The organism is Leeuwenhoekiella sp. LLG6367-2.1, assembly GCF_045055775.1.
Taxonomy (GTDB): Bacteria; Bacteroidota; Bacteroidia; order Flavobacteriales; family Flavobacteriaceae; genus Leeuwenhoekiella; species Leeuwenhoekiella aequorea.
Map to the genome: position 1 here is coordinate 2,837,128 of NZ_CP159331.1, position 23,461 is coordinate 2,860,588.

Sequence of the window (23,461 nt, forward strand, 5' to 3'; positions counted from 1 at the left end):
ATTTTTAGATTAGCAAGGTATTAATTATATCCTATCTGGCTATTAAAATTACAGTAATCCAGCTGGTATTTTTAGCGGAAAACTGGGATTCAATTTGAATTGGTTAAATTTAGTAATATGCAAAAAGAAGATCATTATACACAACGCAGTAATTGGCTTAGGGCTGCAGTATTAGGCGCAAATGACGGAATTTTATCTACCGCGAGTCTTATTATAGGAGTTGCAGCTGCAAGTGAAAATAGAGAAGCCATTGTACTTGCCGGAGTGGCCGGGATTGTTGCTGGCGCTTTATCGATGGCTGCCGGAGAATATGTTTCTGTAAGTTCTCAAAGTGACATTGAGAAAGCAGATCTTGAGCGGGAGCGTTTTGAATTAGAAACGATGCCTAATGAAGAGTTGTCTGAACTTCAGCAAATTTATGTAAGTAGAGGTTTAAATCAAGAAACTGCTCTAGAAGTTACTAAACAGCTTACTGCTCATAATGCGCTTGAGGCTCACGCACGAGACGAATTAGGATTGCATGAGATTACACAGGCAAAACCTTTGCAAGCAGCCTGGTATAGTGGAGCTGCGTTTACCTTAGGAGGAGGAATGCCTATGATAGTCGCTTTTAGTGCACCTATACGCTATATGGAATATATACAATATGTAAGTGCGATTTTGTTTCTAATTATACTAGGTGTCCTAGCTGCAAAGACTGGCGGATCTCCCATTAGAAAAGCCATAATACGCATCACCCTATGGGGCACTTTAGCAATGGGCGTAACAGCTTTTATAGGATACGTATTTGGTTCAATTATTTAAGATATTACTCCTCGATCGTATAGCTGTTTCTATCTTCCAAGTATCTTGAAGAAGTAATTTTGTCTAAAAATCTTTTATAAACTTGGTAAAACACTTGATTAGAGGATATTAACATTATGCAGATTTATTCTAAATAAATGTTGTTTTATATCATTCCCGAGATTAGTTTCGCGCATTATTTTTAATTAATCTAAACAAGGATGATATCAAGGTTTTTATTTATAATCTTAGCACTGCTAGTGTCTAATAGCGTGCTTGCTCAAGAGGGCATTTTATCAGGAAAAATTATTTCAAATTCTCAGGAAGAAATTGAAGGTGCAACAGTAAGTATAGATAACCTTAATAAATATAGCATATCAAATGCTGAAGGTAATTTTACAATAGACAATCTTAATGCTGGAGTTTACACAGTAAAAATCGCTCACCTCGGATTTATAACTCAGTTTTTACAAGTAAGTATAATTAGTGGGCAGACAACTAATCTATCTGTTATAGAACTTGAAGAAGCTAATAATCAATTAAACGAGGTAATCGTTTCTGGTAGCTTGTTTAATAGAACACCTAATGCTGCTAAAGCTGGGATTAAGCCACTTGATTTACCTCAAAGTGCAGCTGTAATTTCTCAACAAACATTAGAAAATCAGCAGGTAAATTCGCTGACAGATATTCTCAAAAATACCAATGGTGTTTATATAATGGGTACTACAGGTGGTTATCAAGAGGAGATTGCTTCTCGCGGATATAGCTTAGGAAGTAGTAATACATTTAAAAATGGGGTGCGTTACTTTAATGGAATGCGCATCGAAACAAGTGGAATAGAGCAAGCTGAAATTTTAAAGGGTAGTGCAGCTATTTTATTTGGTAATGTGCAAGCTGGAGGAATACTTAATCTTGTGACAAAAAAGCCACAGTTTGAATTTGGTGGTGAAGTAGATTTAACGTTGGGAAGTTTTGATTTAATAAAACCCATATTTGATGTGTATGGTGCTTTGAATGAATCAAAAACTAGTGCCTTCAGATTAAATGGCTCCTATACATCTGCAGACAGCTATAGAAAATTTGTTTCTTCTGAAACTTATTATATTAATCCATCTTTCTTATTCAAATTAGGGAAGAAGACGAATTTACTTATTGAAGCAGATTATACAAATGATTCTCGTACACCAGATTTTGGTGCAGGTATAATTAATTACCAATTAGTAGATCTTCCTCGTGAACAATTTACAGGAGTGAAGTGGGGTTATTTTGATTCTGAACAATTATCGGTGACAGCTACCTTAAATCATCAATTTTCTGATAATTGGGGTTTGACTTATATCAATTCTTTTCGTCATTATAATACTAATCTGTTTGCAAATACCCGCCCTAATACTTCAGGTGGTATTATACAAGAAAATGGAGATTGGCAACGTAATATCCAGAAAAATGATATTCAGGATAATTATAATATCAACCAATTTGATTTAAAAGGTGTCTTTAATACAGGCTTCTTAAAACATCAATTTTTAGTAGGTGCAGACGTTGAAAATTATCGAACAAAAAACTATAGATACAATACATTTTCAGAACAAGATAATGGAGAGAGCTTTTATGATGTTATAAATATATTTAACCCGGATTATGCTAATTTTAGAAATGACATTCCACAGCTTGATCAAAATAGATTAACGACTACGCCGGTATCGCGTTTTGGTATTTATATTCAAGATTTAATACGTCTCACAGACTATGTGAAAGTTCTTGCCGGAGTGCGCTATACGTATCAAGATACTGAAAGTGAAATTACAAACCTGCCAGGTTTAAGTACAAGTAGTACAAACTTCTACGATGATGCATTCACACCTCGTTTTGGGTTAATTATTCAGCCTACAAAACACAATTCAATATTTGCCAGCTATGCAAATTCTTTTGAAACAAATACAGGAATTGATATAAATGGCAACGCTTTAGAACCTTCTATAATCGATCAATTTGAAGTAGGTTTAAAAAATGAATTCTTCGGAAACAAATTGCTGTTTAATATAACCGCCTACTTAATTAAAAATAGTAATCTAGCACAAACTTCATTAACTGACAATACCGTCCAGGAGCTAGCTGGAGCAACTGAAAGTAAAGGTGTAGAAGTTGATCTTACAGCTAATCCTGTAAAAGGATTACGATTATTAGTCGGATACAGCTTTAATGAGATGAAATACACAGAATCGAATATTTATATAGTAGGAAGTTCATTTAGATATAATCCTAAGCATACCGCAAATTTAAGTGCAGATTACCGTTTTGAATCAGGAATTCTTAATGGACTAAATTTAGGTGTGATAGTTTCGTATTTTGGAGAACGATTTGCCGGTAGATCATTTCAAACTACAAACCCTGATAGTGGAAGACAACTCATACCACTTTCCGATTATTTTCAGTTAGATGCTACAATAGGCTACGTTTTAAATAATCATATTACGCTACGTGCAAAGCTTGCAAATTGTACTAATGAGCTTAACTACAACATACACGATGATAATAGTATTAACCCTATAGCTCCAAGAAATTATAGTGTATCTATAGGATATAAATTCTAAAAAAAAAAGAGATCTCAACGAGATCTCTTTTTTTTATCCTTTTAATTGTGTTTCAGCTTCAGTAAGATATTTAAGGAGAGGTTGTTTTGTTAATCGTTTACCGGTAGCTGCTTTAATTGCATTTGCCACTGCACCACCTGCGGGAGGTAATCCGGGTTCACCCAGACCTGTAGGTGCAAGTTCGCTTTCAATAAAATGAACATCTACTTTAGGAGTTTCGTGCATACGTATTAATCGATAGGTATCAAAATTTGTTGACGAAGGCTTACCATCTTTAAAAGTAAAATCACCATACATGGCGTGGCCTATACCGTCTAAAACTCCGCCAACGACTTGATTATTCGCTCCTGTAGGATTTACTACAATACCGCAATCTACAGCAGCAGTTACACGGCTCACTTTGGGTATGCCATTTTGCATACGTATTTCTGCAACTTCAGCCACGTGTGTATTATGGCTGTAATACGCAGAAAAGCCTTTATAAACGCCTTCTGAAGTTGAACCCCAATTGCCTTTATCAGCGGCAACTTTAATCACTTCTTTCAATCTGGCAGCAGAATACTGTATTCGCTCATCTGCTCCGTCAACGACATTATCTAACAAATCTAAACGCAGTTGTACAGCGTCTTGATTTAGACTTTCTGCCACTTCATCAAAGAAGCTTTGTTCTGCAAAAGCTAGAAAATTAGTGTAAGGAGCCCGCCAGGCACCTGTTGTAATATTACTCTGGTAATTGGCGCTTTCAATTCTTAAATTGGCGATCGCTCCTGCAGGGAAAAAATGAGGAATAAGACCATACATATTACTATTAATGGCCGCCTCTTTTAGTTTGTAGCCCGTAATTTTCCCATCTTTTAAGGATGCTGAAATTTTATATTTAATTGCAGGTCTAAAAATACCAGCAGTCATATCATCCTCTCGTGAATATATGAGTTTTATCGGTTTTTTAGCTTTGCTCGAAATCTCTGCAGCTTCTAAAACAAAGTCACCGTAGAGTCTACGCCCAAAGCCACCACCCATACGTGTTAATTCTAAAACGACCTCTCGTGGCTCTCGTTCTAATAATTTTGCAACTTGCGCGGCTGTACCTTCCGGAGTTTGGATGGGACCTGCGAGATGAATTTTTTCTTCCGTGACATCCGCATAAAAATTCATCGGTTCCATACAGTTATGTGGAAGAAATGGAGATTCATATATACGTTCTATAATTTGGTCTGCTTCGGCAAATGCTTTATCAACATTACCATCCTCTCTACGGACTTCGCCTTCTTTACTGTTTAACAGATCAAGCAGAATTTTATCATGCAGTTCTGTATTTTCTAATGCATCATCTTGCCAATTAGCCTTTAAAGCCTTTTTACCTTTCATAGCTGCCCAGGTGTTTTTAGCAAGAACAGCAATTTTATCGCCAAACTGAATCACATCGTAAACCCCTGTAACTGCTCGTGTATCTGCATCTGAAAAATCTTTTAATTTCATTCCAAATGCAGGCGGACGCAAAACAGATACATAGGCCATACCTTCCTTTTTGTAATCGAGACCATATAAGGGTTTCCCAGTAACAATGTTATCTAAATCTACATTTAAAGTGTCTTTACCTATAATTTTGAAATCCTTAGGTTCTTTAAGTACTACATTTTCAGGAACCTCAAGAGCAGCTGCTTCTTTCACCACATCGCCGTAACCTAATTTTTCACCACTAGGTGAAGTAATGACGCCAGCTGTTGCAGTTACTTCATCAGCATCAATTTGCCATTTTGCTGCTGCTGCATTTATAAGCATTTGTTTCGCTGTTGCTCCGGTTTGTCTTAAGACTTCCCAGTTTTGCCTAATTGATTGACTACCACCGGCTACTTGACCTCTATATTTATCTGTATCAAGACCTGCTTGCTTCACAAAAACGTGATCCCACGGGACATCTAATTCTTCTGCAACAAGCATTGGCATTGCCGTTTTAACACCTTGACCTATTTCAGGATTGGGAGAAAAAATGGTTACATATCCATTATCGGCAATTTGTATGTAAGCATTAAAATCATTAAAATTTAAATTGGCTATATCAACTGGAGGTTGTACCTCTTCTTTACAGGCGGTGAGAAAATTAAAACCTATTAAAAGTCCGCCACTCGCAAGTGCTGATGTGCGAATAAATCCTCGTCTGCTGAACGTCATTTTTTCTGTTGTTTTCATAACGTCTATTTTAAGATAGTTTTTTTGCGGCAGTCGCAACTGCTTGCTCTATACGATTATAGGAAGCGCAACGGCAAAGATTACCACTCATCGCATCACGAATTTCAGATTCTGAGGGAGTAGGATTATTTTTTAGAAAAGATGTCGCAGTCATTATTTGTCCTGCCTGGCAGTAACCACATTGCGGTACATCATGTTCTTTCCAGGCGATTTGTACGGGATGTGTGCCATCATCAGAAATACCTTCGATAGTTGTTATTTTAGCAGATTCTAGAGAACTTACTTGTAGCAGACAGCTTCGTGTAGCTGCACCGTCAATGTGTACCGTACAAGCTCCACATTGGCCTATTCCGCAGCCAAATTTTGTACCTACAAGATCAAGTTCGTCGCGCAAAACCCAAAGCAAGGGCGTATCAGGTTCAGCATCAACTTGCATTGATTTGCCATTGACCGTAAGATTGTAAATAGGCATAATAGAAATTTTTATTTAGGTTAAATTAATAAAAACTTAACAAGTTTATGCGAAGGCTACTTCTATTTATACAGATTATAAAAACCAGAAAGAGTTTATATAGTTTTTAAGCAATGATTAGTTTTGAGCTTTAAATGACTGAAATGAAGATAGCGGTATTAATCCTTGCTGCAGGAAGCGCCAGTAGAATGGGTGAAGCTAAACAGCTATTGCCTTATAAAAATACCACATTGTTAGGCCACGCAATTTACCAAGCGGTCAAAGCTAACGTCGCATCTGTTTATTGTCTTATAGGAGCTAATGCTGAAGTTATTAAAAAGGAAATTAAGCAAGACGTGCAATTTATTTATAACCCAGAATGGAAAAAGGGATTAGGGCATAGTATTGCAACAGGTGTAAATGAGTTAGAGAAAAAGGGATACGATTCGGTTTTAATTATGCTTGCCGATCAGCCTGCTATAGATACAGCATATTTAAACGTATTAATCAATACTGCGTTAAAGAATCCCGAAAGCTGTATTGCTTCCGGTTACGGAGATAAACTAGGAGTACCGGCAATTTTTCCTCAACTACTTTATCAAGAATTGGGAAAGCTTTCTGGTGATGTAGGTGCGCGTTATATTTTAAATTCAGGAATGGAAAATCTTATTGTTTTAAATACTAAAAATAAAATTGAAGACATAGATACTCCTGATGATTATAAACGTTTGCTCAGAAAATAAACTTAATTTTAAACACTTAAACCACCACAAGATTCTATCTGATGACTGCTGATCAAGAGAAACAACAAGCTGCTTTAGAGGCAGTTAAATTCATTAAAAACAATATGGTTGTAGGCCTTGGTACGGGATCTACTGCAAAGCATATGATTCTCGCAGTTGGAGATCTCGTAAAAAGAGGTATGAATTTGACCTGCGTCCCGTCATCTGAGGCTACACAAAAAATAGCATTAGAATTAGGGATTAAAATTGTGGATTTACACGAAATAGACAAAATAGACATCACAATTGATGGCGCTGATGAATGTGACGAAAATTTTCAGCTAATCAAAGGTGGAGGAGGAGCTTTACTTCGTGAAAAAATACTTGCCTGGAATACGAAGTATAATATTATTATAGCCGATAGTAGTAAAGCTGTGAAGAAGCTGGGCGCGTTTAAACTTCCTATTGAAGTTATTCCATTTGCGACTAAACAAATTTTAAATTTTTTAGAAGCTGAAAATTTAAAACCTATACAACGTATGAAAGATGGACAACCTTATCGTACTGATGAAAATAATTACATTATAGATGTAGATATATTTAAGGTTGAAGATCTAAAAGCACTTGAAATAAAATTACTTAAAGTGCCTGGTATTGTAGAAACAGGATTATTTCTTGATACTACTAATCTTCTAATATTAGGAAATGAATCTGGTCCTATATTCAAGTACCGCAATTAAAAGGGCAAGCAGAATTTAAAAAAAAGGGCTGTTTGCTTAAGCAAACAGCCCTTTTTTTTTTGATTACAATAAATGGATAATTATTTTTCAAATCCAGATTTTGAAGTCCAGTTAAGATAACCACCTTCTAAATCGTATATGTTTTGAAAACCAAGTTCTTGCATCAATGTAGCTGCTTTTCCGCTACGATTTCCTGAACGACAATAAATATAGATAGGCTGTGACTTATCAAATTTTTCGATCTCTGTTATGAAAAGTTCTTCGTTGAGGAAATCGATATTTTGAGCTTTATCTAGGTGACCGCTCTCATATTCTTCAGAAGTGCGCACATCAATTAAAGTCACATTCGGTTGAAACAAACTATCCTGGTAAGTAGCCTTGTCTAAAATTTGGTGTTTGGAATTCTGTGCATTAACTCCTAATGTAAATGCTGTAACGATTATAAAGGATAGAATAAATTTCATCAAATTACTTTTTTAGTGTTGATGGGCAAACAAAGTTGGTTGTTTTTAAATCTGTTTCCTTTAAAGATTTGTAACCACCTTGTACATCAATTAAATTGTGAATTCCACGACTTTTTAAAATACTGGCAGCAATCATACTACGGTAACCACCTGCACAATGAATATAAAAATCGGTGTTTGTAGGGAAATCTTTTAGATGTTTATTTATAAAATCTAGGGGAGTGCTTTGTGCAATCTCTAGATGTTCTGCTTCAAATTCACCTGGTTTACGTACATCAAAAACCGGTGTATTTTCATTTTGATTAACAGCTGTTTCTAATTCACTAGCCGCAACAGAGTGTACAGAATCAGTTTGTTTACCAGTACTTTCCCAAGACTTAAAACCACCCTTCAGATATCCTATAGTTCCGTCAAAACCTACGCGGGAAAGACGTGTAATCGTTTCTTCTTCTCTTCCTTCTTCTGCAACTAATAAGATAGGTTGCTTTGTGTCTGCTATTAGAGCGCCTACCCACGGAGCAAAACCACCATCAATACCTATAAAAATCGATCTTGGAATATGAGCTTTGGCATATGCAGCTTGTTTGCGCACATCTATGATTACAGCTCCGGTGTCATTTGCGGCTTTCTCAAATGCATCAGGATCCAGCGCTTGTGTACCACGTTCAATAACATCACTTATATCATCATAGCCCTCTTTATTCATTTTTACATTGAGTGGAAAATAAGAAGGTGGAGGTAGTAAGCCATCTGTAACTTCGGCAATAAACTCTTCTTTACTCATATCTGCACGTAGTGCATAATTCATCTTTTTCTGATTGCCCAGTGTATCCACGGTCTCTTTCATCATGTTCTTTCCACAAGCCGAGCCGGCACCATGGGCAGGATACACGATAATGTCATCTGCTAGCGGCATAATTTTAGTACGTAAACTATCATATAAAAAACCAGCAAGATCATCTTGAGATAGTTCTTTTGCTTTTTGAGCCAGGTCTGGACGACCTACATCACCTAAAAACAAAGTATCTCCACTAAAAATAGCGTGATTTTTTCCATTTTCATCAATAAGTAAATACGTGGTACTTTCCATTGTATGACCGGGAGTGTGTAGGGCCTTGATGGTAATTGCACCTAATTTAAATTCCTGATTATCTTTTGCGATTATAGCGTCAAAAGAGGGATTTGCCTGAGGTCCATATATGATGTCAGCTCCTGTTTCCTTTGCGAGAGTTACGTGTCCACTCACAAAATCTGCGTGAAAATGTGTTTCAAAAATATACTTGATTTTTGCATTGTCTGCTTCGGCACGATCTATATAAGGTTTTGTTTCCCGTAAAGGATCTATAACTGCAACTTCTCCTTCACTTTCAATATAGTATGCTCCCTGAGCTAAACAACCCGTATAAATTTGTTCTATGTTCATCTTATCTATTTTCTTATGCAAAGATAATACACCTCTTCTGGTATACAGTAACTCGGGTTACATAGATTAGAAAATCTAAATTTAAATTGGGTTATGCCCCAAATTTTAGAGCAAACTGAAGACGACCCCCTTCCGAACCGGTAAAGTATCCAAAGCTGCTAGATAGAAATTCTCCAATACTAAAATTTACACCTCCACCGTAACTGTCATGCCATCGATTTGAATCTTCATTATTCAACCAAACTCTACCTAAATCGTATCCTAAATACAGATGCGATCGAATAGGAAATAAAGCCGTTTTAATTGGCTTAATTTGATATAATAAATCTACTGAAGAATGCAACATTTGATCGCCTGTAAATCTTCCTAAACGATAACTTCGTAAACCTGAATTACCACCCAATTTTGCTGCTTGGTAAAAAGGGATGTCATTTCCAAATCGAAGTGCGGCATCTATTTGGGTTTTTAAAATAAGATCTCTGGAGGAATCTATCGCGTTCCAAAAGATGAGTTTTGGATCTGCAGCAAAGACTGTTTCTCGGTTGTCCAGATTATCACTATAAAATCCTGAAGCCTCAAAAAGCATACCTCGTGTAGGAAATTTTTCTTTGTCTAAACTCGTGTAGGAATAAATAGATTTTAAAGTCGCATAATTGTTAGAATTCAGATGGTTGTAGTTGTTGAGTAAAAGTGATTGATCAAGGTTGTATTGCTGGTAGTTAAGAGACGCTTCAAATGAACTACCATATTCTCCGTTATAATACACACCTGTGCCCCCTTCAAATTTCTGCATATTTATGCGATTTTGATCAAAATGGGATGCGTTATTTTGGGTTTCATTTCCGAAGCCAAAAAAGTTTTCAGTGTAATTATTTGTAGTTGCTAATCCTGAAATTTTAAAATTCCACTCCGGAAAAATATTTGAAAAATGAACTTCACCTTTAAATTGTGCTGCTTGCATTAATGAAAAATAGTGTACATCAGCTACAAATTGTGATGTAAACGGATTGCGCTCAAATCCTAATTTTTGGCGTTTAATAATTAGATGTGGAGCCACTCCCCAATCTGGATTATAAGATACATTTAAACCTATCTGTTTTGCTTCAGAAGGGAGTCTTTCGGTATCATAAATATGGTTCTCATAAACCGAGCTAAACCGTACTCGAGCACCTTTATTTTTTTCAATTTTATTCACTTTTGGTTGATCATAAACGGTAAGATTATTTCCATTCTGTAAGTCATAAATATCATCATTTTGCCCACCTGCAATCACAAGTTTAATTTTACTTTTTGCATCACCTGTGGTGGTAAAACGATCGTCATCATCCAGCCCATAAATCCAAATCTCCTTTGTTTCTTTAGGATCAAAAAGGCGGTCAAAGAGCAAAGCACCATCTTTTCCATCCTCTATGCGATAAGCCTTTATTTGAGTTGTACCGTCTGAATTGCGATTTATATAAAAGTGATCATCCTTATCGGTACCTTTTAAGGTCTGAAATTTTATGTAGTAATCATAATAGCGCTCTACAATTGCTTTTAAATTCTCTTTTCGTTTCAGTAAATCTTTCTGAATATTTTTCCAGTTTTCGTCTTGAACTTCTACTGGCATATCTTTAAAGGCCTTTGCCACCACTGCTGGGGTTATATTTTCTTGAATATATGCTACTGCATCAAGCCATTCCTTTTTTGCGGTACGTTGCAATACAGCACGATCGAGATTTATGGCACTTTCACTAAATTTTTCTATAAACTCTATATCAGGACCGTAGTTTGCCAGTTCGCGAGTGCTAGGCATAAATTTCTGTAGTTTTTTGATGATTTTCCCATCAAATTTTGAAAACACCTGATCTCTATCTCTTGGGATTGCAATATAATGGGCAACTCCCGAACTATCTTTTTGCTCTGCCCAGCGCCATTGATCTTCGTGGCGGTCCCAATCTCCTACAAGCATATCAAAAACGCGCGCTCGTATATATTCTAGCTCATCGACTCGATTTTTTTCATCTTCACGTATTGCTTCAAAAAGATCTGAGGTACTTTCTACATCTTCATTAAAGCCAAACATATGATCGCCATTAAAATCAGAATCCGGTTTTTCTACGATCATATATAATCGATCTCCATGACTATGATTAAAATCTCCTAATCGAGGCTGTTTAGGTACATAAAAAACTTTAGGATGCGTATGATTTAAATTTGCAGCACCTGCTAGTTTAGGGATCGCAAAAGCTCCATAAGGATGAGCTGCAGTATAAAAATCTTCTATTAATTGGGCGGGAAGTGTGCCTTTAAAATAAGCTTGCGCGTCTAAATCGTCATATCCAGATGATTTTAAAAAGGCAAAAGGATCTTTTGCTAAAGCTCGCATATTGTATTCTTTGTCATCTTTATCTACCAGACGTAAAGATTGGGTTTGATTTCCTCCTCCGGCTCGCTCTACTTGAAGTCCGCCATACAGCGTATCTAATATCGCAACCGGAGCTTTAATTTCAACTCCATATAAATCTCTATAGTGTTTGCCCCATTTCTCTTCAAATTCTGGGGTTACCTTAACGGTCTCTGTTGGGTAAATTCGAGCGGATTCAAATTTTGAAAAGTTAGTAGGTAAGGAATCTAACGGAAAAGGTTTAGGCTGCGCAAATGCTACTTTAGAAAATTTCTCAACTAATTTATTTTGTTCAAGTGTATAATAATGAACGGTTGATGATCCGTTTTTAAAGAGACGCAATTCGGTAAAACCAGGAGCTACCGAAGAAAAATGTCCATCTTTTCCTAAGCGAGCATATTCCGTTTTACTACCTGTACCAGAAATAATCTGGCGTATATTTTTATTTACAATATATTGCTGTGAGCGTTCGTGAGCAGAAAGTACAAAAAGTCTGGGAAGATCAATGGCCATTTTTTTGATCTCACGCATTAAGTCATTCATTAATGGATTAAACTGATCTTGCTTTGATAATCCGCCCTGGGTTCTCATAAAGGCCCAGCCAAATCCAGCTAATGGAATAAAGGCATTTTCTGCGGAAGGTTTATACAAAGATCTTGTACTCATTTCACCACCATAAATCCCATTTGAGTATAGGGGATGATGCATAACAAGTAAAATATTTTTATGTCTTGCTTTTCTGGCTTCGTCTTTTAAAGCCGTAATTAATTGAGTACGCGTTTTTATGGCACATTTATCATTAAAATTCGGATGTTTACTCCAATCTTCAATATACCACTGGGAGTCTACAATAATGATTTCGGTTTCATCATCAACAGTTATTGTTTCTAGTGGACAACCATTTTCTGGTTGAAAATGATTGTCTTTACCAATTTTACTTTCAATATAATCTTCAATTTTTTCTACACCTTTTGCACCTTTATCATTCCATTCATTTTCTCCCGGAATTATAAGCGTCTCTCCAATAAAAGATTTAATTAACGAGATGCTCTGTTCTAGTTGTTCCTCGTTTGTTCCTTTCTTTAAAGCATTTGCATAGATATTATCTCCCAGAATAACCAAGTAATCGTCTTTGCTTGCGTTGCTGCTTTGCACACTATCAAAGGCAGAAATTAATTTGTTATTCGGTCCACTTTTGCTTGAGCCCAAATTTCCCAGTAAATAAACGCTTCGATATGACGAAGTATCAGCTGCTGTAGCAATAGTCTTAGTTTTAGCATCTAGGTACTGTGTGCGTTTGCTGGCACAGGAAATTATAATCATCAAACTAATTGCAAACGATGATACCCGAAGTATTTTTTTATGAAGCATGAATTGGGGTGTAGGAATTTGAGCAAAAATATTAATTCATTTTGACGTTAAAAGTTTTTATGTCATTGTTAACGTTCTGCTTAAATATAAAGCAAGTTACATTTGAGTAGGCTAATTTGACAATTGAGTCAATCCTATTTAGATTATAAAGTGCTGTTTATCATCTTTGATGTATCTAATAAAGAAAACAGCTGGCTATGTTTAAACTTATTTTAATAATCGTTAATTCAATCCTACTAGCAGACTCATCAGAAAGTAACTTGCAATCCCGTACAGAGATTGTTGAAAAACATACAATAGAAACTAGACTTGCTCAACCTTCAATAGTGCTTTTTAGAGATTGTCATAACTTTATAATCTCAACAAAAAATGACCAACTACCTAAGAAAGTATGAATAACATCTTAAAAGAGTTTGGGAAAGCTCTAGTCGTAGGTATTGCAATCTATCTTGTTTTTCTAGCAATACATCTCGCGTTAGGAAATACATTAAGATTAGATAGTAATCTTGTAATAGACTTTTTACAGAGTCTCCTTTATTCAGTCGCATTGTATATGCTTAATATGGCTGTATTTAGATATTTCTATAAAAAGCATGTAGATAAGCTTTATTCTTTAAAACATCTTTATAAAGCCATAATTGCCAGTTTGCTAGTAACTGTAGTTGGAATATTTCTGGTAAGAATTTTTATAAAATCAATTACTCAAGATATTGATGTCGTACTCTTTGTACAAGAGGAATCATTTTCTGAATACTGGATTCCTATATTCATAGCGTTAGTATGTAATATTATATTTTATTCTTTTTTCTATTATCGCTACAAGAAAGATCGCCAGGTTAAGGAACAGAAAATTATCGCAGGTACTGCTTCAGCTCAATTTGATGCATTAAAAAACCAATTAGATCCGCATTTTCTTTTCAATAGTTTGAATGTACTTACCAGTCTAATTGAAGAAAATCCGCAGCAGGCACAAAAATTTACTACCTCTCTTTCTAAGGTTTATAGATATGTTCTGGAGCAAAAAAATAAAGAACTCATAGCAATAGATGAGGAGTTGGCTTTTGCTAAAACATATATGACACTTTTAAAAATGCGATATGAAGACAGTATTGTATTCTCGATACCGGATAAGGCCGTTAATTCTGCCGCAAAGGTAGTACCGCTGGCTTTGCAGCTTCTTTTAGAAAATGCTGTGAAGCATAATGTAGTAAGTGATTTATACAAATTACATATCACAATCAAAGAAGTTGATAACTATCTAGTTGTTAGTAATAATCTTCAGCCAAAAAAAATAATTTCAAAAAGTAGTGGCGTAGGACTTATAAATATTAGACAACGTTATGCGCTGCTTTCGACGCGTACTATACTTATTGAGCAAAATTCAGAAGAATTTATAGTGAAAATTCCGCTGTTAACTCATCAATTAAAACAACCTGTTATGAATACTCAAAATTACTTATCAGAAAAGAAATATGCTCTCGCTAAAGAACACGTAGAAAAACTAAAGGGTTTTTATATAAATCTTGGGCTCTACTGTTTGATTATTCCTATACTCATAGGTTTAAATTTTTACAGCACTTCATTTCCCTGGTCGATATTTCCCGCATTAGGATGGGGATTGGGATTATTTTTTCACGGTGCTGAAGTGTTTAATTACAGTCTATTTCTAGGCAAGAACTGGGAAGCCCGAAAAATTAGAGAACTAATGGATAAGAAAACGGATAACTAATTACAATTGAGTAAGTAAATTCTACAGTCGAGTATCTAAAACTTGAGCAGATCCAAAGAAGCTATGATATTTGCTCTATATTAATCTTAACAAATAAATCAAATGGAAAACTTAGATAAAGAAAGCAGATACTTTCAGGCTAAAGAGCAAGTGAGAGAATTAAAGAAGTTTTATGGTAGTTTAATGAGTTATGTACTCGTTATAGGTGGTTTAGCAGCATTAAATTATTATACAAATGAATTGAGATACCCTTGGTTCTTATGGCCTGCATTTGGATGGGGGATAGGTTTGTTATTTCAAGCAGCGAAAGCTTTTAATTGGAATCCAATTGTTTCAAAAGATTGGGAAGAGCGAAAAATAAAAGAATTTATGGATCGTGAGGATAAGTCGCAATCTACAATGGGGCGTTGGGAATAAATTAAAAAAAGATAAAATGGAAAATTCAAATTATACAGAAGCGGCAAAACGAGTAAAAAAACTCAAAAACTTTTATAATTCCATACCTGTTTATATTGTGGTTTGTCTCGCTTACTTTGCATTTTGTACCGGTTTATTTGATGACGGAGCGATAAGCAGTTACATCCCGTGGTGGTCACCGGTTATCATGGCATCCTGCTGGGGGATGGGTCTCCTTATTTATTATTTCTATATTACTCGCGGTAGTAAAATAGAGCATAAGTATAAAAAATGGGAACAGCGAAAAATAAAAGAATACTTAGAGCAGGAAGAAGAAAAAAGCTCTTCTATAAATAACTGGGATTAGACTCTTAATTTATTAATCATTGTATCATTATGAATGTACTTGTTATTGAGGATGAAAAACCAGCTGCACGGCGTCTTACTCGAATGCTGGAAGCATTAGATTTAAATGTTCTGGCACAGTTAAACTCAGTAGAAGAAGCCATAACCTGGTTTACAAATAATACCCATCCAGATTTAATATTCTTGGATATACAATTAAGTGATGGCTTATCATTTGAGATTTTTGATGCTGTTACTGTAACGAGTGCAATTATATTTACTACCGCTTATGATGAATATGCGCTACAAGCTTTTAAATTAAATAGTATTGATTATTTGTTAAAGCCTATAGATGATGAAGAATTAGAAAATGCGGTATTAAAATTTAAAAAACAAAATCCTGTGCAGGCAGATGTAAAGGTGAACTTTGATGATATCCGAAAATTATTAGGTATCAATCCGGTGGAGCGAGATTATAAAAAACGATTTACCGTGAAAATCGGGCAGCATATAAAGCTGATTAATGTTGAAGATATTGTTTGTTTATATAGCGAAAATAAAGGGACATACGCACGTACACGGGAACAGCGCGACTATTTATTGGATACCACACTAGAGCTTCTGGAAGATGAACTGGCACCAGATCAATTCTTCAGAGTAAGCCGAAAGTACTTTGTAAATATAAAAGCGATAGAGGATATTGTAAGTTATACAAATTCCCGACTGCAGGTAAAATTAAAATCCTGTTCAGATCAAGATATCATTGTGAGTAGAGAACGCGTAAAGGACTTTAAATTGTGGCTATCCTAAGGGTTTAATGCTACAAGCTCTATAGTCGTGGTATTTATCGCAGCAATTTTCTCACGTATTGCAAATACGCCGCTTAGATCTTTTTCATTTGTGATACTTTGCTTTGCATCTTGCAAGATCAAATTAGCCTCATTAATAATGATTACATGAGCATCATCGATTACACTTTCGCTTTGCAATAAGAAATACAAGGCAGTAAGCATCTTGTGCAGCATTATTATATCATGTTTACAATAAATGCGTAAGGGTACAAATACAAAGTAAATGAGCTCTTTAAAATTTATAGTTCTTAAACTTATTACCGCTTGATTGTCTTCATTTTTAAAGTAACTGAAATCCTTTTTACAAAGTCTTAGAGCAAATAATTCTGATAAGTAGTCTATACACGTAATCGCAGTACCAGGATCATTAATCCCCGGACTCATTGCTTTAATTGCAATTTCAGTGAGTTGTTTAAATCCTAATACATAATTATGAGTTACAATCTCACTTCGGGAAAAACCAAAACAAGTAAATAATTGGTCTTGTTGTTTTTCATCAAGTTCTATATCACATTTTACAATAGGTACATTCTTTAATATAAAAGTACCCTTAGCTGCTAAAAGCTCAACTTTGCAATTAGCTTCGTCACAAAATTCTAGTAAAGCGTTAGTAGCTATTGTTTGAAGATAGCCTGTTTTATCAATACGAATAATATTCCAGTCTTCGCTATCAGGAAAATCTTCCTGGCTATATTCTTCATCAGTTTGACTTGTGAGCTCTGTAAGGCGAATCTTTGCTTTTTGATAAATAGTCTCAATTATCTTATTAATCTGAATGGCTTCAGAAATTGAATGTATAAAATAGATAAACAATGCCAGTACCAGCATACTCAATATTATTCCTATAAGTACCGAAAAACCCGGAAGCTGATATTTGTTATCTGTAGGTTTAATACTTAGTAGAACAAGAATACAGTAAATTAAAGTAGCTATGTAGTATCCTAAAACGTACTGATGTCTTTTGTTTGATATTAAACCGGGCAGAATTCTAGGTGAATAATTATTAGAAGCTTGATTGAGTAATATCATTACCATAGAAAAACTAAATACCATAAGTGATATTATACCACCTATAAAAGTACTTAGTAGCGTACGGGCAGTATCTGCATCATTAATGACTAATTTAGGTGCGTTTTCTATAAGAAATTTTGAAATGCCCTGACTTTCTGCATACAGCATTATAAAACCTAAACAAAGACCTCCAAAGGCAAATAGTGAAGGATAGAAACCTATTTTCCCTGTAAGATTATTAAATAAGAGTTTGACTTTTGTAATAAATTGAAGCATAAAGCGAAGTTGCTAAATAACTTCAATAAAATATGAATTTTCACCAGCTATTTTAAGTTGCTTCCGGTTCATCATCTAGTCGGTTTTCATTAAAGGCAGTGGGAAGTAGTTCGGGTATAAATTTTACTAAAAGCGGAAGTAGAACTCCGCCACCCGGCAGCATAAATATAGCTAATGATGGTACAGTTTTGCAAATACTGAGTAATTGTGTTTTCACCCTTTTTTTCTCTACTTTACTTAAGTCTCTAAATGTAGATTGACTCAACAATAACACGAGATCTTTACTCTCAGAAAGCTCTTGTAGCAATCGTTTTTTATTTCGTAAGATTAGTATTTTGACTGTTTTTGTTGTTTGATTGTAGAAATGCTTAACGGGATTACTAGAGTTAAAATAGGCAATTTTCCTGCGGTTTTTGACTATAAAGCGGTGTACATAATTTGTAGAAACTTCAATAGTTTGATGAGGTAAGTCTAAACATTTCCCTAGGCTTTTCAGAAATAAATATTCAGAACGATCTATACTAGAATCATCCCATATAGCAAGTGCTGCCATATCTAATAAGTATTTCTTCTGAATGAGTTTAGGATAATTTGCGAGTTGCAAATCTTCAATATTTTGTATTTCACGTGACAAACTACTAGAATAGCGCAATGATTTTTCAAATAGTTTAAGTAAAAGTTTGTCGTAATACTCTTTCTCCTCTTTTTGCATAAGAGCCAGCCAGATGGTATTCATAAGCTTAGCTTCTAACTCTTGAGCAAATGTGATACTATTTTCCCCTTTGTTAAGAAAATAATCAAATGCGATTACATCTAGAAATAAAAGGGCATTGGTTATAAGATTGCTGAAGTTTTTCTGTAATACCGGAGTATTAGTTTGAATACGTTCTTGTATTATTTTTTCTAATGAAGATGCGTTTGGTTTTGGTTTTTTGAAATAACCAAAATAATGGAATTCTTTAGGGTTAAGCTGAGAGTAAAAATCTGTAATTGCCTCAAAGAAACCAGCTTCACTATTAGAATAGTTGAAATATGCAAAAAACAGGCTATCGTGAAAGTTGAGTTTTGTTCTTTCTATTTCCGTCCATCGCAAAGGCTCCTGATCGCCATAACTCCAGGTAGTCACAGAAACACCGTATAAAAAACCGGTTTCCAGAAGGTTGTTGTAAAACAATTCAAAGTCTGGTTTTCGCTCCAGAATTTTCTGCTTAAGTATAGGTTGGTGTTTTGTTATCCATCCGGGAGATGAAGGATTCATTATAATGTTTTTGAAATTAAGTCTTTGTAACTCTTAGTTCGAAAATTATATTGTGTACTAACAGATTTTCATTAAATAATCTTTGGTAGCGTTGATAAATGCTGGGTTTATTATTTTAACATTCACTTTAACACAAAAAAAAATAGAAATAAGAAAACCATAGAAAACTCTATTACGTAAATGTAGTAAATAGATTAAGTTGGGCATTTAACTATTTAAAATTGGAAAAAAATCCAGTTTCCCGATTAGTCGGAATTATGAAAAAGAAAAATGAATATCAATTGGTTAGTTGATTAGTTTTTTTGGATTTTTTGTTAGTTGGAGAACCACCATGTTTTGGAGAAGGCAGGTGGTTCTTTTTTTATGCCCTATTTTTTCCAAATAAAAATGCCTCTAGAGTTTTCTAGAGGCATTTATAAATTATACGGTATTTTAATTATGCGTTATTTGTAATAACACCTAAAGTATAAAGTTGGTCCATAGTAGGTGTTTCACTACCACCAGCAGGCTCAAGAGTTATCCCAAAAGCTTGAGATTCATTTGGATTATCAAAAGAGAACACTTTATTTTCATTATTAGAGAAGTCTTCTAACAGACCCATACTTGTAGGAGTAAGTGGATCAAGTTTTAAAGACCAAACCTGATAAACCATTCCTTGTGGAGGTTCTGGTAAGCCCAGTGCATCTATATAAGCTTTGTTATTTTCTTTATCCCAGAAAACATTAACATAAGCGTCTGGAGCAACTTGTTGACCGGCAAGAGGCACTTTTGTGACATTAGGATCTCTAATTACTGCTAATATCGTTTTAGCTTGATTTAAAGAATTTTCTGAATCATCTACTTTAGTCTGCATTATGGCATTCTTAGCCTCTACAACTCGAAGTTCTTGACGTAAATTATTTGTTCTGTTAAGCAGCACAAAGATTCCCACTAAAAAGATCAATGAGGCGGCAACGCTTATAAACGATATAATACGTGCGCGCTTATTAGTAGGAGTCGGGTGCATCTGTACAATCCCGCCGTGACTATTTAATTTAGCTTTTATTGCAGCTAGCATCTCCTCAGGATTATAAGGAGCCGCAGCTGAGGCTAAACTTTTTAAAGCTTCTTCAATTTCTGAAACTTCATTTTCAACCTCTGGATACTGTTTAAGAACTTTAGAAACCTCTTCACTTTCCTGAGGGCTTAAAGCTCCATAAACGTATAATTCAAGGATGCCAGAATTTATATATTCTTGTATATTCATCTTACTCGACTAGTATTTCTCTTAATTTATTTAGACAAAGTCTGTTACGGGTTTTAATAGTACCTAGCGGAATGCTCAACTCTTCAGAAGCTTCTTTTTGCGTATAACCTTTAAAAAATAACAGGTTAATTACTTTTTTACATTCTTCCCCTAAAGTTTTGATGTACTTGCTAATACCTATAGCATCCATTTTGTTTGAAAAGCTATTCTTGCTTTCAATAATATCTACGAAATATTCTTGAGTGAGGTTTTTCTTTTGATTTTTAAAAGATTTAGAACGGGTTTTATCGATAGCGGCATTTCGCGCTATATTAAGTAACCACGTAAAAAATCTCCCTTTTTTTGAGGAGTACGAGTCACAATTGTCCCACACTTTAATAAAAACATCCTGTAAAACTTCTTCTGAAGCTTCGGTGTCGTGCAGAACACTATTTATTACTCCAAAAATGCTTTGAGAATACAATGTGTACAAACGTTCAAAAGCTTTTTCATCTTTTTGCTGTAATCTCAGTATTAAATCGTCTGGCTGCATAGCATAAGTTAGTTATGGCTAAATGTATTAAATAAAACGTAAAAAGCAGCCAAGAAGGCTGCTTTTAGTATTTGATCTATTTTCTAGTAAGATTATTCAATGATTCCACCACAGCTTACACGAGCTCCAGAATCACCACTAGGCTGACTTGTGAAATCATCAGCACCCTGATGTACAATAAGGCCTTTTCCTGCAATGTTTTTTGTGTTATCATCACAGCTAATGCACCACTCTTCTGTAGTCATTGTAATAGTACCGTTACCATTATCATCTGCTTCAAAATTACCGATATCACCTCTATGGTATCCTTCGCTATCGCCCCATTTACCGTGTGGCATTTTTGTAGGATTCCAGTGTCCTCCGGCAGAAGTACCATCTTCTGCAGAACAATCTGCGTTTTCGTGAATGTGAATTGCATGAGTTCCCGGTTGCAATCCTTCAAAGACAGCAGTCATCGCAACTTTACCATCTTCTTCTTTAAAAACGGCGGTACCTTTTGCAGTACTTCCACTTTTAGAATCAAGTGATACGTTTATTTTTTTTACTACCGGTACTTCAGTTGTTTCGGTAGTTTCAGTAGTTGTTACTTCCTCTTCATTATCTTTCTTATCGCTTTTACAAGATGTAAAACCTAGTGTAAGAGCAAGAGAAAAAAGTATTGCGTAGTTTTTCATAATAATATATTTGATTGTTTAGTGTAGCTAAATTAAAGGAATGCAAATCGCTTACCAAAGAATTATAGATAGCTTAACAAAATGCATAATTTTAAATAGTTCTACGGAATAGCAATTCGTAGTTTATGGGGAGTCATTTTTGCTTCAACAAGCGACTGCTCACCTATAAACTCGCCGTCAATTTGAAATGCAATAGGTTTAGTACATTTAATAGTAGCTTCTTTACTACTTATTACCGTTACAAAGTCAGGATCCAGTGGCGCATCATTGTAAAAGGTTTCAATAATACCTTTAATACTGAGATTTTTAAAAATAAGTACTTCAAATAGACCATCGTCCATTTTTCCTGTCGGATTAATATTTGCACCGGTTCCAAATTTATTAGCATTTGCTATTGCAATGAGTACACCTTCTTCTTTGTGACTTTTTCCATTAACAAAAATCTCAACTTCAAATGGATAATCAGAATTTAATAAGGTAGGTATAGCCTGTAGAAAATAACCCAGTTTCCCACGTATTTCAGACTTTTCATAGTTTTCAATAAGCTTAGCATTTACACCTAAATCTGCAATATGTAAACTAGTATAACCATTAATGTCAAGAACATCCAGATCAATAAATGTATCTCCCAATGCAATGTCAAGCTGGTCTTCTAAGTTTTCAGAAATTAAAAAATTTGAAGCTAATCCGTTTGCAGATCCAGATGGTAATAACCCAATGTTTATCGAGCGCTCTTTCAAACCATCTGCAACCTGTCGTATTGTGCCATCACCGCCAGATATTAGCACCCGCTTTACATCGTGATCGTCTATATAGTTTACTATAGCTTCATTATCATTTTCACCCGTAGTTTCATAAACTATTGGTGTATTTCCATTCGTACTTACGTGATTTTTAAAAGCCTCGATAATGGGCTTTTTATCTGTGTCTCCCGCAATAGGATTGATTACAAGTAATATGCTCTTTTGTGCTTTCATTAAGTAAATTTCGATTTAAAATTAGGTATTTTGACAACCAGACAACGTTAATAAATTACCAATAGTGAAACTAGATTTACAAGTATACCGAGGTTATGTTAATGACGATGAGCTAATAATATTTGGGCACGTTTTTAAATCCTGGGCTCCAGATAAATACCAGGCAGATCGCAAAGGCTTTAAACATGCATTTGCGGTGTTGCATATGTTTAGAATCTCTCCCCTTAAAAATGTCGAGGTACAACTAAGATTTAAAAATCTGGAAGTCACAACTCGTACTATGGATGATGGCTATTTTAGGTTTACGGTTCCTTTTACTGAAAAATTAGAAAGTGGCTGGCACGAGTATCAGGTTATCTGTAAACTAGACGAAGTAAATTATGGTATTGTTGAAAATGCAGAATTACTGAAACCTTACAAAAGTGAATTAAGCATTATATCAGATATAGATGATACCTTTCTTATTTCGCATAGCGGTAATATTTTTAAAAAGTTATATGTAATGCTTGCTCGTAATGTAAACAAGCGTAAAATATTTGATGATGTAGCTAAGCATTATGCTGCATTAAGTAATAGTGGTCATAAAGAAAAAGGAAAAAGTAATTCGTTTTTTTACGTATCCAGTAGTGAATGGAATCTATATGATTTTATCGTACAGTTTACAAAACTGCAAGAGTTACCTAAGGCGGTTATTAAATTAAAAGATATTAAAACAGGAATATCAGATTTTCTTACCACGGGAGGAGGTAATCACGATCACAAGTTTGTTAAGATAAAAGATATAATATCATTTTACCCGAAACAGCAGTATGTGCTTTTAGGTGATGACTCGCAACACGACGCGTATATCTATGAACGTATATGTAAAATATTTCCTTTAAATATTAAGGCCGTTTATTTAAGGCAAACTAAGAGATCGTCAAAACGAAAAATAGCAGATACTTTAAAAAATATCGAACGTATGCAAGTTGCGACTTGCTACTTTAGAAATAGTTCTGAAGCGATTTCTCATTCAAAAAAACTAGGTATTATAGTAGACTAA

20 protein-coding genes are annotated in these 23,461 nt (G+C 34.9%); 9 read left to right on the plus strand and 11 right to left on the minus strand.

Translation table 11 applies throughout. The annotated features are described in order from the left end of the window. Positions 1–117: 117 nt before the first annotated feature. Both ABVM53_RS12705 and ABVM53_RS12710 read left to right on the plus strand, forming a co-directional pair. Positions 118–804: a VIT family protein gene (locus ABVM53_RS12705; RefSeq protein ID WP_405326646.1), complete on the plus strand. Its 687-nt coding sequence runs from the start codon at positions 118–120 to the stop codon at positions 802–804. 239 nt (positions 805–1,043) lie between these two features. Continuing rightward, positions 1,044–3,377: a TonB-dependent siderophore receptor gene (locus ABVM53_RS12710; RefSeq protein ID WP_405326649.1), complete on the plus strand. Its 2,334-nt coding sequence runs from the start codon at positions 1,044–1,046 to the stop codon at positions 3,375–3,377. Positions 3,378–3,410: 33 nt separating this feature from the next. On the opposite strand, the gene ABVM53_RS12715 is transcribed toward ABVM53_RS12710, so the two are convergent. Next, positions 3,411–5,567, minus strand: a complete 2,157-nt coding sequence (locus ABVM53_RS12715; RefSeq protein ID WP_405326652.1) for a molybdopterin cofactor-binding domain-containing protein — start codon at positions 5,565–5,567, stop codon at positions 3,411–3,413. 10 nt (positions 5,568–5,577) lie between these two features. Continuing rightward, positions 5,578–6,039 (minus strand): (2Fe-2S)-binding protein, encoded by a 462-nt coding sequence (locus ABVM53_RS12720; protein ID WP_405326654.1) that lies wholly within the window; start codon positions 6,037–6,039, stop codon positions 5,578–5,580. A gap of 143 nt (positions 6,040–6,182) precedes the next feature. Between ABVM53_RS12720 and ABVM53_RS12725 the strand changes: the two genes are divergently transcribed. Next, positions 6,183–6,761, plus strand: a complete 579-nt coding sequence (locus ABVM53_RS12725; RefSeq protein WP_405326657.1) for an NTP transferase domain-containing protein — start codon at positions 6,183–6,185, stop codon at positions 6,759–6,761. Positions 6,762–6,802: 41 nt separating this feature from the next. Continuing rightward, a complete protein-coding gene (rpiA, locus tag ABVM53_RS12730) occupies positions 6,803–7,480 on the plus strand; it encodes a ribose-5-phosphate isomerase RpiA (protein WP_405326660.1) in 678 nt (225 codons plus the stop codon). Positions 7,481–7,560: 80 nt separating this feature from the next. On the opposite strand, the gene ABVM53_RS12735 is transcribed toward rpiA, so the two are convergent. The 3 genes from ABVM53_RS12735 to ABVM53_RS12745 all read right to left on the minus strand — a co-directional run bounded on the left by ABVM53_RS12735 (position 7,561) and on the right by ABVM53_RS12745 (position 13,124). Then, positions 7,561–7,944, minus strand: coding sequence for a rhodanese-like domain-containing protein (locus tag ABVM53_RS12735; protein WP_405326662.1), 384 nt, complete (start codon positions 7,942–7,944; stop codon positions 7,561–7,563). A 4-nt stretch (positions 7,945–7,948) separates the two neighbouring features. Continuing rightward, entirely contained in the window at positions 7,949–9,367 is a 1,419-nt protein-coding gene (locus tag ABVM53_RS12740; RefSeq protein ID WP_405326665.1) for a rhodanese-like domain-containing protein, read from the minus strand. A 91-nt stretch (positions 9,368–9,458) separates the two neighbouring features. After that, positions 9,459–13,124 (minus strand): hypothetical protein, encoded by a 3,666-nt coding sequence (locus ABVM53_RS12745; protein WP_405326668.1) that lies wholly within the window; start codon positions 13,122–13,124, stop codon positions 9,459–9,461. Between the two features lie 391 nt (positions 13,125–13,515). Here ABVM53_RS12745 and ABVM53_RS12750 point away from each other — a divergent pair, with 391 nt between their 5' ends. The 4 genes from ABVM53_RS12750 (at position 13,516) to ABVM53_RS12765 (ending at position 16,404) form a co-directional block, all read left to right on the plus strand. Beyond that, positions 13,516–14,853 (plus strand): 2TM domain-containing protein, encoded by a 1,338-nt coding sequence (locus ABVM53_RS12750; RefSeq protein ID WP_405326671.1) that lies wholly within the window; start codon positions 13,516–13,518, stop codon positions 14,851–14,853. A 102-nt stretch (positions 14,854–14,955) separates the two neighbouring features. Next, positions 14,956–15,270, plus strand: coding sequence for a 2TM domain-containing protein (locus ABVM53_RS12755; protein ID WP_371456262.1), 315 nt, complete (start codon positions 14,956–14,958; stop codon positions 15,268–15,270). Between the two features lie 16 nt (positions 15,271–15,286). Further along, positions 15,287–15,616: a 2TM domain-containing protein gene (locus ABVM53_RS12760; protein WP_371456263.1), complete on the plus strand. Its 330-nt coding sequence runs from the start codon at positions 15,287–15,289 to the stop codon at positions 15,614–15,616. Between the two features lie 29 nt (positions 15,617–15,645). Beyond that, positions 15,646–16,404, plus strand: coding sequence for a LytR/AlgR family response regulator transcription factor (locus ABVM53_RS12765; protein WP_405326675.1), 759 nt, complete (start codon positions 15,646–15,648; stop codon positions 16,402–16,404). Here ABVM53_RS12765 and ABVM53_RS12770 read toward each other — a convergent pair. The 6 genes from ABVM53_RS12770 to ABVM53_RS12795 all read right to left on the minus strand — a co-directional run bounded on the left by ABVM53_RS12770 (position 16,401) and on the right by ABVM53_RS12795 (position 22,419). Beyond that, positions 16,401–17,732: a DUF2254 domain-containing protein gene (locus tag ABVM53_RS12770; protein WP_405326678.1), complete on the minus strand. Its 1,332-nt coding sequence runs from the start codon at positions 17,730–17,732 to the stop codon at positions 16,401–16,403. The genes ABVM53_RS12765 and ABVM53_RS12770 overlap by 4 nt on opposite strands. Before the next feature lie 52 nt (positions 17,733–17,784). Further along, entirely contained in the window at positions 17,785–18,990 is a 1,206-nt protein-coding gene (locus ABVM53_RS12775; protein ID WP_405326680.1) for an LETM1-related biofilm-associated protein, read from the minus strand. A gap of 436 nt (positions 18,991–19,426) precedes the next feature. Further along, complete coding sequence (locus tag ABVM53_RS12780; protein ID WP_405326683.1) at positions 19,427–20,236, minus strand: anti-sigma factor domain-containing protein; 810 nt, start codon at positions 20,234–20,236, stop codon at positions 19,427–19,429. Position 20,237: 1 nt separating this feature from the next. Next, positions 20,238–20,768 (minus strand): RNA polymerase sigma factor, encoded by a 531-nt coding sequence (locus tag ABVM53_RS12785; RefSeq protein WP_128757255.1) that lies wholly within the window; start codon positions 20,766–20,768, stop codon positions 20,238–20,240. 92 nt (positions 20,769–20,860) lie between these two features. After that, on the minus strand, positions 20,861–21,442 hold the full coding sequence (locus ABVM53_RS12790) for a superoxide dismutase family protein (protein ID WP_405326687.1): 582 nt from the start codon (positions 21,440–21,442) through the stop codon (positions 20,861–20,863). 101 nt (positions 21,443–21,543) lie between these two features. Further along, the gene (locus tag ABVM53_RS12795; RefSeq protein ID WP_405326690.1) at positions 21,544–22,419 is read right to left on the minus strand and encodes a diacylglycerol/lipid kinase family protein; all 876 of its coding nucleotides are present in this window, start codon (positions 22,417–22,419) and stop codon (positions 21,544–21,546) included. Positions 22,420–22,483: 64 nt separating this feature from the next. Here ABVM53_RS12795 and ABVM53_RS12800 point away from each other — a divergent pair, with 64 nt between their 5' ends. Beyond that, positions 22,484–23,461: an App1 family protein gene (locus ABVM53_RS12800; RefSeq protein WP_405326693.1), complete on the plus strand. Its 978-nt coding sequence runs from the start codon at positions 22,484–22,486 to the stop codon at positions 23,459–23,461.